At 46.6% G+C, this 17,327-nt stretch carries 14 protein-coding genes; 3 read left to right on the top strand and 11 right to left on the bottom strand.

The genetic code is table 11. The features are described 5' to 3' along the window. Window positions 1-21 precede the first annotated feature (21 nt). Complete coding sequence (gene zntR, locus AB4249_RS19665) at window positions 22-462, top strand: Zn(2+)-responsive transcriptional regulator (RefSeq protein ID WP_017062704.1); 441 nt, start codon at window positions 22-24, stop codon at window positions 460-462. 88 nt (window positions 463-550) lie between these two features. On the opposite strand, the gene fis is transcribed toward zntR, so the two are convergent. From fis to AB4249_RS19710, 9 genes are all read right to left on the bottom strand, one after another. Then, entirely contained in the window at window positions 551-847 is a 297-nt protein-coding gene (gene fis / locus AB4249_RS19670; RefSeq protein ID WP_004729744.1) for a DNA-binding transcriptional regulator Fis, read from the bottom strand. 23 nt (window positions 848-870) lie between these two features. Continuing rightward, a complete protein-coding gene (gene dusB, locus AB4249_RS19675; RefSeq protein ID WP_032546269.1) occupies window positions 871-1,839 on the bottom strand; it encodes a tRNA dihydrouridine synthase DusB in 969 nt (322 codons plus the stop codon). Window positions 1,840-1,979: 140 nt separating this feature from the next. After that, a complete protein-coding gene (gene prmA, locus AB4249_RS19680; protein ID WP_017055901.1) occupies window positions 1,980-2,867 on the bottom strand; it encodes a 50S ribosomal protein L11 methyltransferase in 888 nt (295 codons plus the stop codon). Between the two features lie 170 nt (window positions 2,868-3,037). Next, window positions 3,038-4,381 carry an acetyl-CoA carboxylase biotin carboxylase subunit gene (gene accC, locus AB4249_RS19685; RefSeq protein WP_017062706.1) on the bottom strand — a complete coding sequence of 448 codons (1,344 nt, stop codon included), beginning with the start codon at window positions 4,379-4,381 and terminating at the stop codon, window positions 3,038-3,040. A 15-nt stretch (window positions 4,382-4,396) separates the two neighbouring features. Next, entirely contained in the window at window positions 4,397-4,849 is a 453-nt protein-coding gene (accB, locus tag AB4249_RS19690) for an acetyl-CoA carboxylase biotin carboxyl carrier protein (protein ID WP_017062707.1), read from the bottom strand. A gap of 74 nt (window positions 4,850-4,923) precedes the next feature. Next, the gene (gene aroQ, locus AB4249_RS19695) at window positions 4,924-5,373 is read right to left on the bottom strand and encodes a type II 3-dehydroquinate dehydratase (protein ID WP_010435475.1); all 450 of its coding nucleotides are present in this window, start codon (window positions 5,371-5,373) and stop codon (window positions 4,924-4,926) included. Between the two features lie 322 nt (window positions 5,374-5,695). Next, window positions 5,696-7,645, bottom strand: coding sequence for an acetate--CoA ligase (gene acs, locus AB4249_RS19700; RefSeq protein ID WP_009844693.1), 1,950 nt, complete (start codon window positions 7,643-7,645; stop codon window positions 5,696-5,698). Window positions 7,646-7,863: 218 nt separating this feature from the next. Continuing rightward, window positions 7,864-8,496 carry a 3'-5' exonuclease gene (locus AB4249_RS19705; protein WP_372104504.1) on the bottom strand — a complete coding sequence of 211 codons (633 nt, stop codon included), beginning with the start codon at window positions 8,494-8,496 and terminating at the stop codon, window positions 7,864-7,866. A gap of 11 nt (window positions 8,497-8,507) precedes the next feature. Then, on the bottom strand, window positions 8,508-10,340 hold the full coding sequence (locus tag AB4249_RS19710; protein WP_102429028.1) for a DUF294 nucleotidyltransferase-like domain-containing protein: 1,833 nt from the start codon (window positions 10,338-10,340) through the stop codon (window positions 8,508-8,510). A gap of 232 nt (window positions 10,341-10,572) precedes the next feature. On the opposite strand from AB4249_RS19710, the gene AB4249_RS19715 reads away from it, so the two are divergent. Beyond that, window positions 10,573-11,769, top strand: coding sequence for a 3-phenylpropionate MFS transporter (locus AB4249_RS19715; RefSeq protein WP_017062710.1), 1,197 nt, complete (start codon window positions 10,573-10,575; stop codon window positions 11,767-11,769). Between the two features lie 118 nt (window positions 11,770-11,887). After that, window positions 11,888-15,319 (top strand): PAS-domain containing protein, encoded by a 3,432-nt coding sequence (locus tag AB4249_RS19720; protein WP_372104507.1) that lies wholly within the window; start codon window positions 11,888-11,890, stop codon window positions 15,317-15,319. 117 nt (window positions 15,320-15,436) lie between these two features. Here the strand turns inward: AB4249_RS19720 and AB4249_RS19725 are convergent, their stop codons facing one another. Together AB4249_RS19725 and AB4249_RS19730 are read right to left on the bottom strand one after the other, a co-directional pair. Beyond that, a complete protein-coding gene (locus AB4249_RS19725; RefSeq protein WP_017062713.1) occupies window positions 15,437-16,822 on the bottom strand; it encodes a lyase family protein in 1,386 nt (461 codons plus the stop codon). 12 nt (window positions 16,823-16,834) lie between these two features. Next, the gene (locus AB4249_RS19730) at window positions 16,835-17,221 is read right to left on the bottom strand and encodes a hypothetical protein (protein WP_017068852.1); all 387 of its coding nucleotides are present in this window, start codon (window positions 17,219-17,221) and stop codon (window positions 16,835-16,837) included. Window positions 17,222-17,327 lie beyond the last annotated feature (106 nt).

The raw sequence follows: 17,327 nt of genomic DNA on the forward strand, positions 1-17,327 counted from the left end.
GACGAAACAGTAGGAAAAAACATGTTTCAGATCGGTGAATTAGCGAAGCGATGCGGTGTGACAGCCGATACCTTGCGATTTTATGAGAAGAATAACCTGATCGCGCCAGCCAGTCGCAGTGACTCGGGTTATCGCCTATATGATGAAAATAACCAGAAACAGGTGACGTTTATTCTCAAATCTAAAGCGTTGGGGCTGAGTTTGGACGAGATTAAAGAATTGCTTGAGATTCGCCTCGAGGCCACACAGCACAGTTGCGCTGAAGTGAAGTCGATTACCTCAGCAAAGCTAGAGATGATTGATGAGAAGATTACCGAGTTAACTAAGATTCGCACCGCACTTAAAAAGATTAATGATGCGTGTTGTGGTCACGTAGACGATGATGCAAGCCATTGTTCGATTCTAGCAGCCTTGGACTCAGCAAACGTCGACAAAGGTCGCTGCTGTCGCACTGGAGAGTAATCAGCGACTATCACGGATCGACAAGCCAAAAAAAAGCCAAACTCAACAATGAGCTTGGCTTTCAATTCAATAAATTACGAAAGAACGATTAGTTCATGCCGTATTTTTTAAGTTTCTTGCGAAGAGTACCGCGGTTAATACCCATCATGGTTGCTGCGCGAGTTTGGTTACCGCGAGTGTACTGCATGATAGTGTCTAGTAGTGGCTGTTCAACTTCAGCTAATACTAATTCGTATAACTCGCTGACTTCTTGACCGTTTAATTGAGCAAGGTAATTTTTCAATGATGCTTTAACTGAGTCACGTAGTGGCTTCTGCGTGATTTGGTCTTGTGATGTAACTGTAGTTACTGTCAATGCTTCTGAAGTCAGATTTTGTTCGAACATATTCGGTCTAGCTCTTCTCGTAATTATGGTGCAACGTTATCAAAAAAACCTTCTAGCGCTTCAAGCTGCAGATCACCTGCTTCGAATGCGTTGAAGGTACGGCGAAACTCACTCGCTTGTTCATGTTCTTTTAGATACCAACCCACATGCTTACGAGCGATGCGAGGGCCTAAAAACTCTCCATAAAATTCATGTAGAGCGTGCACATGACCAAGCATGATGTCTTTCACTTCCGAAATCGGGAGTGGGTCCATCGTGGTGCCGTTTTCCAAATAGTGTAGGATTTCGTTAAAAATCCAAGGACGTCCTTGGGCAGGTCGACCTATCATTAAAGCATCAGCGCCGGTGTACTCCAGCACAAACTTCGCTTTTTCCGGACTATCGATATCACCGTTAGCGATAACCGGAATAGATACTGCTTGTTTCGCTGCTTTAATGTGTTTGTATTCTGCCTCACCTTTGTACATACAAGCGCGAGTTCTTCCATGGAGCGCAAGAGCTTGTATGCCGCAGTCTTCGGCTATTTTCGCGATTTGGACACAGTTTCTATTGTCTGTATCCCAGCCTGTGCGCGTTTTCAACGTTACTGGAACGTCGACAGCATTTACCACCGCTTTCAGAATGTCTTCAATGAGTTCTGGATGCTGCAGTAAGGCTGAGCCCGCAAGCTTCTTATTCACTTTTTTGGCTGGACAACCCATGTTGATATCGATGATTTGCGCACCGTTATCGACATTAAATTGAGCAGCCTCGGCCATAAGCTGTGGATCTGCACCAGCGATTTGTACTGAACGAATGCCCGATTCGCCTTCATGTACCATACGCTGCTGAGACTTTGACGTTTTCCAAACTTTCGGATTGGAGGACATCATTTCACTGACTGCCATCCCCGCACCGTAGCGAAGACACAACTCACGGAATGGTCTATCCGTTACGCCAGCCATAGGAGCGACGATTAGATTGTTCTTAAGTTGATAATTTCCGATTTTCAAAAATGTCATCACAGTTCTGTACCAGCAAGGGCGCGCATTTTACGCATTTTTTCGCTGCGTGAAAAGACTAATATTTGAGCATTTACAATTTGTTTTTGTAATTTGTTTAAATTTCAGTCAATTAGCGCCCAAAGTCTTGTCTAGCCTTGCTTGCGACCTGAGATTCGACACCATTCTTGTTGTTCGATGATCGGATCAATGTGAAGCTCATCACGATAATAAGTGGCAACATCTTCTGCTTGTGTATCTAAAACACCCGACATCGCAAGTACACCATTTGGCTTAACTAGGCCCTTGATGATGCCAGAAAGGTCGCGTAATGGACCCGCAAGAATGTTGGCAACAACAACGTCTGCTAGCAAACCTTCCGGTTGATCTTGTGGCAAGAACACCTCTAGTTGCTCAGCAACGCCATTGCGTTGTGCGTTGTCTTTTGATGCAAGCAGAGCTTGAGGATCAATGTCGATCCCGATAACTTTTGCTGCGCCTAGTTTGATCGCAGCGATCGCTAGGATGCCTGAGCCACAACCGAAGTCGATCACGGTTTTGCCTGCAAGGTCTAAGCCTTCAAGCCACTCAAGACACAATGCCGTTGTCGGGTGAGTACCTGTACCAAATGCAAGGCCAGGGTCTAGCATTACGTTAACAGCGTCAGGTTCAGGGATATCGCGCCAGCTAGGGCAGATCCATAAACGCTCACCAAACTTCATTGGGTGGAAGTTGTCCATCCATTCACGCTCCCAATCCTTGTCTTCAATTTGCTCTACTTTATGAGCAAAGTCTGCAGGGAACATGTTGCTTGCTTTAATCTGCGCTAGAACGACACCGGTATCAGTCTCAGCGTCGTAAAGCGCGAGAATGTCAGTATCACCCCAAAGGCGAGTTTCGCCTGGCAGAGGCTCAAATACAGGGGTATCTTGTGCATCCAGGAAAGTTACAGAAAGAGCACCAGTCTCTTCCATTAACATGTCGCCGATTTGTTCGGCATTTTCATTGGTAGCATTAAGCTTGATTTGAATCCAAGGCATGGCTGCATCTTCTATATGAGAAAAATTGGATGGCGAGTCTAGCAGAAAATATGAGCAAATTCACCAAAACCCCACGGAATATAATGGGGATTAAAGATTGATTTTTTCGGCGGTTCAAAAACAAAAATGCTCACCGCAGTGAGCATTTTGACTGTTCTTAAACGAACGGATTATGACAAACCAAGTTTCTTCTCAAGGTAGTGGATGTTTGCACCACCGTGTTGGAAGTTTTCGTCGTTCATAATAGACAGTTGAAGCTCAGTATTAACGTTAATACCTTCAACAATCATTTCACCCAATGCGTTCTTCATACGAGCGATAGCAACATCACGGTTCTCACCGTAAGTGATCAGCTTACCAATCATTGAATCGTAGTGTGGTGGCACTGTGTAACCCGTGTAGATGTGAGATTCCCAACGTACGCCCATGCCGCCTGGTGCGTGGAAACGTTCAATCTTACCTGGTGAAGGTAGGAAACGAACTGGATCTTCAGCATTGATACGACATTCGATTGAGTGGCCACGCAGCTTAATGTCATCCTGAGTGAATGATAGAGGCTGACCAGCTGCAATACGTAGCTGTTCTTTCACTAGGTCGATACCCGTTACCATTTCAGTAATCGTGTGTTCAACCTGGATACGAGTGTTCATTTCGATGAAGTAGAATTCACCGTTCTCGTATAGGAATTCAAATGTACCTGCACCGCGGTAACCGATCTCAATACATGCACGAGTACAACGTTCGCCAATGTACTTACGCATCTCTTCAGTGATACCTGGAGCTGGCGCTTCTTCCACAACTTTCTGGTGACGACGTTGCATTGAACAGTCACGCTCACCTAGGTGGATAGCATTGCCTTGGCCATCTGCAAGCACTTGTACTTCAATGTGACGTGGGTTTTCTAGGAATTTCTCCATGTAAACCATGTCGTTGTTGAAACATGCTTTTGCTTCAGCACGAGTCATCGCGATAGCTTCTGTTAATTCTGCTTCAGAACGAACAACACGCATACCACGACCGCCGCCGCCGCCAGATGCCTTGATGATAACTGGGAAGCCAATGCGTTTAGCGTGCGCTTTGTTTTTTGCTTCGTCGTCGTCAAGAGGGCCGTCAGAACCTGGTACACAAGGTACGCCAGCTTTCTTCATTGACGTGATAGCTGACACTTTGTCACCCATCATGCGAATGGTTTCAGCTTTAGGGCCAACGAAGATAAAGCCACTGCGCTCTACCTGTTCTGCAAAGTCTGCATTTTCAGATAGGAAGCCGTAGCCAGGGTGAACAGCTACTGCACCTGTAACTTCAGCTGCGCTGATGATACGAGGGATGTTTAGGTAGCTATCGATACCACGAGCTGGACCGATACAAATGGTTTCGTCTGCAAGCAGTACGTGCTTAAGGTCACGGTCAGCAGTTGAGTGAACCGCTACCGTTTTAATGCCAAGCTCTTTACATGCACGCAGAATACGTAGTGCAATCTCACCACGGTTCGCGATTACTAATTTATCTAACATAATGAGTGCTCTCTATTATTCGATAATTACTAGAGCTTGGTCGAATTCTACTGGTTGACCGTCTTCAACTAGGATAGCTGTTACAACACCAGATTTATCAGCTTCGATTTGGTTCATCATTTTCATTGCTTCAACGATACATAGCGTTTCGCCAGCAGTTACAGATTGACCAACTTTAACGAATGGTTTTGCGTCTGGGCTTGGAGCGCCGTAGAAAGTACCAACCATTGGAGAAAGAACTTGGTGACCAGCTGGAACTGCAGGAGCTGCTGCTTCTGCTGCTACAGGTGCCGCCGCAGGAGCTGCTGCCGCTACAGGTGCTGGAGCAGCTGCATATTGAACAGGTGCTACAGGTGCAGTGCTGTTACGACTGATTCGTACTGACTCTTCACCTTCAGAGATTTCTAGCTCAGAAATACCAGACTCTTCAACCAATTCGATTAGCTTTTTGATTTTGCGAATATCCATTGTTTCTTTCTCTTTATCTGTTAATTGAACTTACTCTATGACTGAGTAGGTTAGTAATAGTTCGTTGTTTATGTTTACTTTGAGTTGAGCTTGCTGAGCGCAGCGGTCAAAGCAAATTGATAACCTTGGGCACCTAAGCCACAAATCACACCTTCTGCTTTATCAGATAGGTAAGAGTGGTGACGGAATGGTTCACGCGCGTGAACATTCGATAGATGAACCTCAATAAATGGTATGGCAACGCCAAGTAGTGCATCACGCAGTGCCACACTGGTATGTGTAAAGGCTGCTGGGTTGATAATAATAAAATCAACATTTTGATAAGCACTATGGATAGCTTCAATCAGTTCGTACTCACGATTTGACTGTAAGTGAGATAGCTCAACATCGTGTGCTTTCGCTTGCTCGGTCAGTGAGCTAATAATCTGGTCAAGTGTTTGAGAACCGTAGTGTGCGGGCTCTCTAAGGCCTAACAGGTTAAGGTTTGGGCCATTTAAAACTAGAATGCGAAACTTTGTAGACATCGTGGGGCTATCTTCCTTTATCGTGTTTACGAACGTGAATGTTGCCATTTTATTGAAAATTTGCGGTTAATTTCCAGTGAGAAAAACCCAAATTTAAAAATTAGAACCAGATTATAGCTAATTCAGCGCAAATCGCAGCAATTTACTGGTCTAATCTCCTATTGATACAGCTTGGAATTGTTACCAACTTAACAAAAAAGCGTCTTAGCCTTAATTTGGGGCGGGATATTTGAGATCAAGATCAGCCATAAAAAAACCGCCACATAGGTGACGGTTTAGAAAGTGCTGTTTTAAACAGTGATTAGCTGCTGTGACTGGTTGCTTATGCCAGTTCTGCTTTCTCGGCAATCAGCTTATCAACCACACTTGGGTCGGCCAGTGTCGAGGTATCACCTAGGTTACCTGTATCGCCAGTCGCGATTTTACGCAGGATACGACGCATGATTTTACCCGAACGAGTTTTTGGTAGAGAGTCGGTCCAGTGCAGTACATCTGGCGTTGCAATTGGGCCAATCTCTTTACGTACCCAGTCTTTTACTTCTTTATGAAGCTCTGCGGTTGGGAACTCACCATCATTCAGCGTGATGTAAGCGTAAATCGCTTGGCCTTTAATATCATGAGGGATGCCCACAATCGCGGCTTCTGCAATCTTATCGAACGCGACTAGAGCCGATTCAATCTCAGCAGTACCCATACGGTGACCTGATACGTTAAGTACATCATCGACACGCCCCGTAATCCAGTAGTAACCGTCTTCATCACGACGAGCGCCGTCACTGGTGAAGTACATGCCTTTAAAGGTCGAGAAGTAAGTCTGTTCGAAGCGGTCATGATCGCCATGAACGGTACGCATTTGGCCTGGCCAAGAGTCAAGAATCACTAGGTTGCCGTCTGTTGCACCCTCAATGATGTTACCCATGTTATCAACCAGTGCCGGTTGCACACCGAAGAATGGACGAGTTGCAGAGCCCGGTTTCAGGTCTGTTGCGCCTGGTAGCGGTGCAATCAAGATACCGCCCGTTTCTGTTTGCCACCATGTATCAACAATTGGAGATTGCTCATTACCGATTGTTTTGTAGTACCACTCCCACGCCTCTGGGTTGATAGGTTCACCCACTGAGCCCATGATTCTTAGGCTGTCACGAGAAGTACCTTCAACGGCTTCATTGCCTTTCGCCATCAATGCACGAATAGCCGTTGGCGCCGTATAAAGAATATTAACTTGGTGCTTATCGACCACTTCGCTCATGCGGCTGGTGTTCGGGTAATTTGGCACGCCTTCAAACAGAATCGTTTTTGCGCCATTAGCAAGCGGTCCGTAAACAAGATATGTGTGACCGGTAATCCAACCCACATCGGCTGTACACCAGAAAGTCTCGCCTTCTTGGTAATCGAATACGTATTTGAAGGTCATCGCAGCATAAACAAGGTAGCCACCTGTGGTGTGCATAACGCCTTTAGGTTTACCTGTTGAGCCTGACGTATAAAGGATGAATAGTGGATCTTCTGCGTTCATCTCTTCTGGTGGGCAATCTGCAGATACATTAGCAATAGCATCGTGCCACCACACATCGCGATGTTCGTGCCATGCCACATCACCGCCAGTGCGTTTGAATACAACAACCTTCTCGATGTTTTTCACTTCAGGGTTCGTCAGTGCTTCATCGACATTCTTTTTCAGTGGAACAGCACGGCCGCCACGCACGCCTTCATCGGCAGTGATAACGACTTTAGAATTTGAATCGATAATACGACCAGACAGTGCTTCTGGTGAGAAACCACCAAATACGACTGTGTGAACCGCACCGATACGGGTACACGCCAGCATGGCTACTGCCGCTTCTGGCACCATTGGCATGTATAAACAAACCACATCACCTTTGCGCACGCCTTGCTCTTTTAGAGCATTCGAAAACAGGCACACTTCTTTATGCAGTTCATTAAAAGTTAGAGTTTTATCATCTGCCGGGTCATCGCCTTCCCAGATGATAGCGACTTCATCACCGCGCTCAGCAAGGTGGCGGTCGATACAGTTAGCCGAAACGTTAAGCGTGCCATCTTCAAACCAGCGAATATCAATGTGGCCAGGGTCGAAAGAGGTGTTTTTTACTTGTGTGAAAGGTTTGATCCAATCAACGATTTTTCCGTGTTCACCCCAAAAGCCTTCAGGGTCAGAAACAGATTGCTGGTACATGGCTAGGTAAGTGTCATTATCCGCGTGTGTGGTTGATTTAATATTTTCTTTTACCGGATAAACGTGGGCTTCACTCATTGCATCTCTCCTTGTGCCTACATTCCTAATGAACTGGCAACTTCCTTTGTGTTCAGTTTCTAGGTCTATTACAGAACCGTCTTTGTGTTATCACTCTCGGCTAGGACGGCGATTTCCACAATTAGACTTTAGGATGAGACGCTGCTTTTCACTTACAAAATAGCGAGTTAAGTTCAATTTTGAGATGTTGCTCTCTATGTGAAGCGCCAGTGGTTGAATTAAGAATAAGAAGAGTTGAAACGGGGAAGGTCACCATGTTTCAGGCGCACAAAGATCAGCGCAGCGGAGATAGCGTCTTGTAATGCATCATGTTTATTGACCGGGATAGGTAAATCGAGTTGGCGACAGATGGCGTCCATACTGAGATCAAAATAGGCATTGGGCAGCTGTCTTTCGAGTTTATCTTGGTAGAGCTGGCTCACTTCGACTAATCGGTTAGGCAGTGGAAATCCAAGCTGTTTTAAACAGGCACGGTCGAGAATCTTTTTATCATAGCGGATGTGATAGCCGACTAAAGGACGATTTCCGATGAAGTTCAGTAGCTCAATTAGGGCTTGTTTCTCTTCTATACCGTGCTTTAGATCTTGATGGCGAATGCGGTGGATTTTGATGGAATTACAATCGAGTGACTGAGGTGCTCTGAGTCGAACTTCAAAAGGTTGGCTGGTAATGATTCGGTTACCGATGATCTTTGTCGCGGCAATAGTGACTAATTCCGCTTGATTAGGGTCGAGGCTGGTGGTTTCACAATCGAGCGATACATATTCATTAAGCGTAGGCGTAGCAAACAGAGGCTGATAAGGAGAGCCTTTGAGCTTGTGATGCCAGTAATAACGAACCAATCTATTCATCGTTCAGCCGCCTAATCTCTTATCTGATAGTGGTAACCGAGCCATTGCTTGAATTTCTTCACCACATGTAGGCTATGACGAAGCAGATCCCTGTCTGCTCGCTCCATCAGTTTGACGTTAATCTTGTTGCTGCTGTGCTGCTGAGAAAGCCTTTGGGCTAAGCGCCACTTAAAGAATTGCTTGAGTGCTTCACTGAGATTATCGGCAGTACTTTGCTCTAATACTTTCTTGCTGACCAGCTGCTCAATGCGTTCGAAGGTGTTGTTGACCGTGACACCATGTTCTAGGCAAAGCGCTCTCACACCATGCACGATAGGGAAAATACCGCCTTGTTTGATATCGAGTCCGGACTTAGATTGCTTCACATTACCAAACAGGGTCAGGGGAACTGAGAAGTTCAGCGCCGGGCGGCAGAACTCCGTCAGAATCAATTCTTGTCCGAGCATTAAATCACTGAGGTGCTGCTTTACAGGTTTTAATAACTCTCTATTCCCCGCTACTGCGTGTGCATCTGCCATGATCGCGATATCCATCACGGTGTCTGGCGTGGCTTTTTTTACCCAATGGGTGAGGGTTTGTTTCCACTCTTGTTCTGAATGCACCCATTTCGGATTGTTGACCATTACGTTGCCCGGGCACAGTGGGTAACCCAATTGTTGAAGGGTATGGGTGAGGTCGTTCATGGCACTTTGGCATTGATGCCATTCCAAACCATCTTGAATAATCAGAGCGTTGTCTTGATCGGTTTTGAGAATTTGCTCTCCACGCCCCTCAGAACCCAATACGATTAGGCAGCAATGATTATGCAGTGCAGGTGGGATCACCAACTCAAAAGCCTTCTCTATGATCTGTTCGTTGACCGCAGAAATCAGCTCCATGATAAAGCGTGTGCGAATCCCATTACTGAGCAAGCTCTCGACCAGTTGACGTTGTTTGTTGGATGCCATTGCCAATTCTTCAACGCTGGTGGCGCGCGCAATACGCAAAGTAAGAACGTGGGAGTGTGTGGAGAATGCACTGAGAATCTGTGTCATATCCACCATGCCGACCGCATTTTTACCATCACAAACCATCAACCTTTTTACTCGATTTCTGGTCATGGTAATCATGGCGTTAAATAAGAAATCGCCTTGGTTCACGTGCATCACCGGAAACGTTGCGATCTCACCGACAGGCGCATCCAGTGTGAAATTATCGAGCATCACAGCATGCAATAAATTGGTTCGAGTGACGATTCCATACGACAAGGAACATGATGATCCAAAAGCTTTTGGATCATTATGTTCCAAATGGACTAGGGCCGAGTCTAACCCTTGTTCTTTAAGGGTTTGAGTGACTTGGTTGATCGGTTGGTTTGGTTCAAGTATCAGTGGTGGGTGATAGATAGAGTCATCCACTTTGGTTAATATAAACTCGGCAAGATTCTGTTGCTGCTGGGCGGCTTCTATCAAAGCTTTTCGTGTTGATAGGTTGCTATCAAAGTAGGCAGCGAATTGGCCATTGGCGTGGTAAAGCTCAAGAAAAATATCGGTGGGCAGCAGATAACTTAATGTATCTTCGAGTGCGATATATTGGTGTTTGGTGTGGGGTTCAAACTGGCTGCGGACATCAAAAATATCGTCATTGGCATAGTGTGCGTAAATCTCACCATCACTGCTCGCGCGCTCTTCAACAGCTCCTTTGATCAAAATATGCAGGTGTCGGCTCGGCCTTTCAGCTTCCAGTATCACTTCTTGAGAGCGGTAATACACCACGTCTAATGAAGAGCGAAGCTTCAACTGTTCGGCGTCGGACAGGCTATCGAAGGGCGGGTGCTGCATATTAAATTTGTCAGGCATAAGCATCACAAGAAGAAATGGGAGTCTTTAATCAGTCTGACAAAATACCAGCGAAGCTCCAGACGACTTTAGTCTAAATGCGAGTATGAGTATTGATGAGCGTGAAATCTCTTGTTGAAATGCGATATCCAGACCCATTGAATATGGGAATACTATCCCAGTAATAATTCCCTTTTTCATCGTATGCGAGATAGGCATAATTGGTGCTGCCTTTTTCCGCACACTTTATAGGTCATTTATGTTTAGCCCTTCACCCTATGGCTGGATCTCTCAGTATTTTCTTGGTTTCTTTTTTGCGTATGGCGTGTATTTGCCATTTTGGGCGTTGTGGTTTGAAGACCAAGGCGTGTCTGCTGGTGATATTGGCGTATTGATTGGTATCGGCTTTGCGACTCGTTGTGTGGCCAACTTAGTGATTACGCCGCGTATCCATAAAGTGGAACACTTGATGCCAGCGCTACGCTGTTTGAGTTTCGCTGCGCTGCTGTTTGTCGGTTTCCACTTCTTCACCGGTGGCAGCTTTATACTGATGTTGTTGGCAACGGTACTGTTTAACCTCTGTTGTGGGCCGATCATTCCTCTTTCTGATGCGATGGCTAACCATTACAGTCGTTTGAAAATGCTCGACTACGGCCGAACTCGTCTTTGGGGATCAATTGCCTTTATCGCAGGTTCAACGGTTGTTGGCTATTTGGTGGCACAATTCGGCACTGACATGATTTTGTATACTGCGCTTGCCGGTGTGTTGCTGTCATTGATTCTTGCGATGAGAAACCCCAATGTGATGCCAGTAACACAATCTGAGCAACAAGCGGCGCGACCAAAACTAGGTGAACTGCTGCGTGAGTCGTCAGTGGTAAAGTTTTTAGCCTTGATGGCGCTGCTGCAAGGTAGTCATGCGGCTTACTACAGTTTTAGTGCGATTTATTGGAAAGAAGCGGGTCACTCAGAAGCTATCATCGGTTATTTGTGGAGTTTAGGTGTTGTTGCTGAAGTGGCCGTATTTGCTCTGAGTAAGCGATTATTCTCAGGCTGGTCACTGCGTACTTTGTTTGTCGTCGCGGCTATTGGGGTGATGGCGCGTTGGGGTATAACCGCATCAACCACGGCGATTTTTGCACTGGTGATGGTGCAGTTGCTGCACGGTGTGACATTTGCCATGGCACACATCGCCGCGATTCAATACATCCAATCTGAAGAACAAAACAAGATGGTTGCGCTACAAGCCCTGTATAACGCGATTCCATTAGGTGCCTTTATTGCACTGATGACCACCTTAAGTGGTTGGGGTTATGAGCTTTGGGGCGCAAATATCTTCTGGGGCATGGCTGCAATGGGTGCACTTGCTCTGTTCATTAAGTTGGATGAAAGAAGTTCAGTGGTTGAGATTAATCAATCAGATTCGGAACAGTCAGAATCTCACAGCAAATGCTGATAATTAGAGTCTAAAGCACAGAATTTAAGCGATGCGATTGAGTTAATCACCCATCCTTAGTTAAATGAAACCTCTCCCTTATGGAGAGGTTTTTTTATGGATGAAAAAAGGGTTTTCAATGCAAGGATGGATAGTAATTCCAGTCTCTTTAGCCTACTTGGGCGTGTTATTTCTGATCGCTTGGTATGGAGACAGGCAGGTTCGTTGGCTATCGCGTTGGCGCCCGTGGATCTATAGCCTTTCGATTGCCGTGTATTGTACCTCTTGGACCTTCTATGGAACGGTCGGGCAGGCGAGTAACAACCCTTGGTCTTTTTTACCCATTTACCTCGCCCCGATTCTAGTCTTTACACTAGGCTGGCGGATCTTGGCGCGGCTGATCCTGATTGCGAAGCGGGAACATATCACCTCCATTGCCGACTTTATCGCGGCTCGTTATGGAAAATCTCAGGGCTTAGCGGTGGCGGTGACGGTTATCGCCGTGGTTGGTATCCTTCCTTATATTGCTCTGCAACTGCGTGGTATTACCATGGGGTTGGATATTGTTGCACCCAACCTAGCGGCTGACTTCGGTTATCAGGACTATCATGTGTCTTGGTTTGTGGTCGGTGCTTTGGCTATTTTCACCATGCTGTTTGGTACAAGACACATTGATAACACAGAGCATCACCGTGGCATGATGATGGCGGTGGCGTTTGAATCCATCGTTAAGCTCGCGGCATTCCTGATCGTTGGCCTATTCATCATGTATCTGGCGATGAGCAGCGACAAGATCGACTTGCTTGATGTGGCGGCTTCCACCTACGAATCACCCAATATTCCGACCTTAATTATTCATACCGTTTTGACCATGTTGGCGATTGTCTGTCTGCCACGCCAGTTCCATACCATGGTGGTAGAGAACGAACGTCCTCAAGACCTGCATACCGCTCGTTGGTTGTTTCCGCTTTACCTGATTTTGATGGGACTGTTCGTGCTGCCAATTGCTTGGGCAGGACAAGGACTACTTACTGGTATGCCAGCGGATACCTATGTGATCAGTGTGCCAATGTCAGAAGGCGCTAATCACATTGCCTTGCTGGCTTTCCTTGGTGGTACGTCTGCGGCAAGTGGCATGGTGATAGTGTCGACCATCGCCTTGGCGATCATGGTGTCGAATGATTTAGTGATGCCATTGTTACTGCGCCGTATGCGCCTAACTCAAAGAACCCATCGACACTTTTCTGGCCTGCTATTGGTGATTCGCCGCGGGCTAATTTTACTGCTGTTACTGGGTGCTTGGCTGTTTTATCAGGCGCTCGATACCATCCATTCACTGTCAGCGATTGGCTTTCTTTCCTTTGCTGCGATTGCTCAATTCGCGCCAGCACTTATTGGTGGTTTGTACTGGCGCCCGGGTAACCGCAAGGGCGTGTATGTCGGCTTAATGGTGGGCTCGTTGATTTGGCTGATTACCTTGATGAGCCAAACCAGCATGTTGGCTGGCGACAGTGAAAGTAACCTTTTACTGTGGATTATCACGCCGCCAGAACTGCTCAGTAGCTGGAATATCAGCAGTTCAAACTGGGGCATTGTGCTGAGTATTGTACTTAATACCTTGTGCTATGCCGTGGTTTCGATGACGACTCGCCCAAGCCTAAGTGAGCGCTTACAATCAGCAGCATTTGTTGGCACGCCGCTGCCTGAAAACGAGAATATCAGCCTTTACCAGAACCGAGTGACGGTCGCTGAATTAGAGATGCTGGCGTCGCGTTTTGTGGGCCGTAAGCGTGCGAAAAGTGCTTTACACAGCTATTGGCAACAACACGGGCAGCCGCTGCTTCCTAATCAACAAGCGCCTGCGAGTCTGATTCGACACGCAGAGCGCGTGCTCGCCGGTGTATTCGGTGCTTCATCTGCTAAGTTAGTACTTACTTCTGCTTTGCAGGGAAGAAACATGCAGCTTGAAGAAGTCGCGACCATCGTTGATGAAGCCTCGGAGCTGTACGACTTCAGTCGCGGTTTACTGCAAGGCGCGATTGAACATATTGGCCAAGGCATCGCAGTAATCGACAAACAAATGAGGCTGGTTGCATGGAATCAGCGTTACCTAGAATTGTTTGAATTCCCTGCGGGTTTGATTCAGGTTGGGCGACCCATTTCAGACGTGATTCGTCATAATGCCGAGCAAGGGTTGTGTGGCCCAGGTGACCCGGAAGATCACGTTCGCCGCCGTGTTTATCACCTTGAGCAAGGCACTCGACACACCTCTTCTCGTATTCGTCCTGATGGCCGAGTGATTGAGGTGCAAGGTAACCCAATGCCAAGTGGTGGTTTTGTGATGAGCTTTACCGACATCACGGTATTCCGACAAGCAGAGCAAGCGCTAAAAGATGCCAATGAAAGCTTGGAATCGAGAGTGCATGAGCGAACTCAAGAGCTCGAAAAACTGAATCATCGCTTGGTAAAAGCCACGCAGATTTCGGATCAAGAATCACAATCTAAGAGTCGTTTTCTAGCCGCGGTAAGCCACGATTTGATGCAGCCGCTCAATGCCGCACGTCTATTTGCTTCGTCACTGTCTGAGGTGGCAAAAGAGCAAGAGGTGAAGCAATTGTCATCTCACATCGAGAGTGCACTTGGCGCCGCAGAAGATTTGATTGGTGACTTGCTAGATATCTCTCGATTGGAGTCCGGAAAGTTAGAAACCAACATTCACGCGATTGCCGTGCATGACGTATTAACCAATTTGAACGCGGAATTTAGCGCTCTAGCGAGACAACAGAAAATTGAGTTTAAGATGATTCCGTCGTCATTGTTCATTCATTCAGACCCTAAGCTGTTGAGGCGTGTGATTCAGAACTTTTTGACCAATGCGTTCCGCTACAACCCGGAAGGGAAAGTGGTACTGGGTGCGAGAAGAGTCAATGGACAGGTTCGAATTGATGTGTGGGATAATGGAACCGGTATCGATGAAGACAAGCAACAAGAAATCTTTGAAGAGTTTACTCGTGGCAGCCAAGTACGAGCCGATCAAGGATTGGGGTTAGGGTTAGCAATCTCGAAAGGTATTGCTCATGTGCTTGGCCATCAAATTTCGATGCGCTCATGGCCGGGGCAAGGCAGTGTCTTTTCCATCAGTTTAGCTAGAGCGGAAAAAGTGGCTCCAGTTGTGCAAGCTTCGACGCCAATGGCGACCAGCGACATCGAACATCTCAAGATATTGTGTGTCGATAATGAACGAGAAATCTTAGTCGGTATGGAAAACCTGATCGGACGTTGGGGCTGTGAGGTTAAGACGGCGGTTGATTTGGTCGAAAGCTTGCAGTGCCTAGATGAGGGTTGGCTACCTGATGTGATTTTCTCTGATTACCGTTTAGATAATGGCAGAACGGGTCTCGAAGTCCTGCAGCAGTGTCGCTTGCGCCTCGGAGACTCTTTTGAAGGGGTCATCATTAGTGCCGATAGAACCGATGACATGTTGGCAGCGATAAAGGCCAACAGCTTTCGCTTTATTGCCAAGCCAGTGAAGCCACTTAAGTTAAGAGCGGTCTTGAATCGAGTGAGCTAGTTTGGGTTAACAGGCTCGGATTAGTACGTTCGTGAGCGGATAGTGAAAAGGCCTCAGATGAGGCCTTTTTTGTCTCTGTTTTTTTTGCGAACGCCGATTCGCTTGTTAATTCAATAACTAACCAGCAATGCCACCTTGTGTCAGTGTGGTTGGATCAAGCAGTTTACTGAGCTCTTCTCGGCTAAGATCGGTTTCTCTTTCTGCGACATCCAGAATTGGTAAGCCTTCTTTGTAAGCTTTCTTGGCAATATCAGCCGCCTTCAAGTAGCCAATCACAGGGTTAAGTGCGGTCACTAGGATTGGGTTCTTTGACAGTGCCAAATCGAGATTGTCTTGGCGTACCGTGAAGGTCGCGATGGCTTTGTCCGCTAAAGCGACTGAGCTGTTTGCCAATAACTCAATACTTTCCAACACGTTATGAGCAATCACTGGCAGCATCACATTAAGTTGGAAGTTACCTGATTGTCCGGCTACGGTAATGGTGGTGTCGTTGCCAATGACTTGCGCCGCCGCCATAGCTGCAGCTTCTGGAATCACAGGATTTACCTTGCCAGGCATGATCGATGAGCCTGGTTGTAGAGCCTGTAATTCAATTTCCCCTAAGCCAGCCAACGGCCCAGAGTTCATCCAGCGAAGATCGTTTGAGATCTTCATGATCGCAACTGCTGCCGTTTTGAGCTGACCTGACAGCGCAACGATCGCGTCTTGACTGCTGAGGCTAAAAAAGAAGTTTTCACTCGAGCTAAAACTGATCTTTGTCGATTGAGACAGGTTACTCGCAAACTTATCGGCAAAGCGTGGGTCAGCATTGATCCCTGTTCCAACCGCAGTACCACCTTGTGCTAAAGCCTTGATAGCGGGCAGGGTGTTCTCTATTGCTTGCTTAGCGTGTTCTATCTGAAATTTCCAACCACCTAGCTCTTGAGCAAAGGTCATTGGCATCGCATCCATTAGATGAGTGCGGCCGGTCTTCACGACCTCCGCAAGTTCCTGTTGTTTGATGGTGAGTGCTTCAGAAAGGTGAGTTAATGCAGGTAATAGCTTATTTTCAGCCATCAAAGCAACGCTCACTTGAATTGCGGTTGGCACCACATCGTTACTGCTTTGGCCCATGTTGACGTGATCATTGGGGTTCACGTCGCCTTGCAAGCTTCTTGAGGCAAGCGTAGCAATCACTTCATTGGCATTCATGTTGGAACTGGTACCTGAACCGGTTTGGTAGACATCGATAGGGAATTGATCGAGGTGTTTACCCTCAATGATCTCTTGGCTGGCTTCGGCTATCGCGTTGGCAATATCACCTTCCAGTAGACCTAACTGAGCATTGGTATCTGCCGCTGCCTGTTTAATTAACGCCAGTGCTTGAATAAAACTGGTCGGCATCTTGTGAGAGCTAAACGCGAAGTTATCCGCTGCACGCTGAGTTTGTGCTTGGTATAGCGCATCGGCAGGGACTTTCACTTCGCCCATGCTGTCTTTTTCAATCCGAAATTGTAGGGTCATGTTCTATCCTTGTTAGCCAAGTGGGGCTTGGACTTGTTTTAGTGTTTGGCTGAGATTCAAAAAACGCGCTTGGCCTTGAGGTTGCTGGCAGTAGTGGCGCTTCAAATAAAATAGTGGTGAGTGAATAGAGTCTAGGCAGATATGACGAAAGGCGAAACTGCGCTGAGGAGACTCAATCGCTTCAATCAAATGAAAGAAAACTTGGCGTAGATACAGCTCGCACAACAAGATGTTTTCTTGAGCGGCATGCTTTTCATAGTAAGCCGAAAGCGTCAGTGCACACTCGATATACTCTCGAATTACAAACGGCTCATGGCCTTGAACTTGTTCTAATGAAGCAAAGCGATCCTGTGCTTTGTAAAATCTCGAATAGAGAACCTGCTGCTCTTTCATCATCATCTGCATCTCTTTATTGGATGTTAATGATAATTATTATCAAATAAAATTTTAAAAACAACCCTTTGTTTATCTTTTTATAAAGTGAGCAGAAAAAGAAAAAGCCGAT

This window comes from Vibrio sp. 10N.261.55.F4, assembly GCF_041470465.1.
GTDB lineage: Bacteria > Pseudomonadota > Gammaproteobacteria > Enterobacterales > Vibrionaceae > Vibrio > Vibrio crassostreae_C.